Below are 380 nucleotides of genomic sequence, written 5' to 3' on the forward strand. Positions count from 1 at the left end.
TTTAATGATCCCGCTAACACCGAGATCTACACTTGTTCCCTACACGACGTTCTTCCTATCTGGGACTAGAATGGTATCAGATATCTTAATTGTTGATGATGAAGCGGATATTCGTGAACTTGTTGCTGGTATTTTGAATGATGAAGGCTATGAAACACGTGTTGCTTGTAACTCTGATGAAGCCTTAACTCAAATTAATGAGCGTATTCCAAAGCTCATTTTTTTAGATATTTGGTTACAAGGAAGTCGTCTTGATGGTTTGGCACTGCTTGATGAAATTAAAACGCGATATCCTGCTCTTCCCGTGGTCATGATCTCTGGTCATGGTAATATTGAGACGGCTGTTTCTGCTATAAAACGAGGGGCATATGATTTTATTG

Annotated in this window: 1 protein-coding gene; it reads left to right on the forward strand. The window is 39.5% G+C overall.

All coding sequences use genetic code 11. From position 1 onward, the window contains the following. Positions 1–70: 70 nt before the first annotated feature. Positions 71–380 (forward strand): response regulator (locus J7R13_RS09420; protein WP_208438363.1); only part of this gene is annotated, 310 nt, incomplete at its 3' end.

This window comes from Bartonella taylorii 8TBB (genome assembly GCF_902825155.1).
In the GTDB taxonomy this organism is placed as follows: domain Bacteria; phylum Pseudomonadota; class Alphaproteobacteria; order Rhizobiales; family Rhizobiaceae; genus Bartonella; species Bartonella taylorii_A.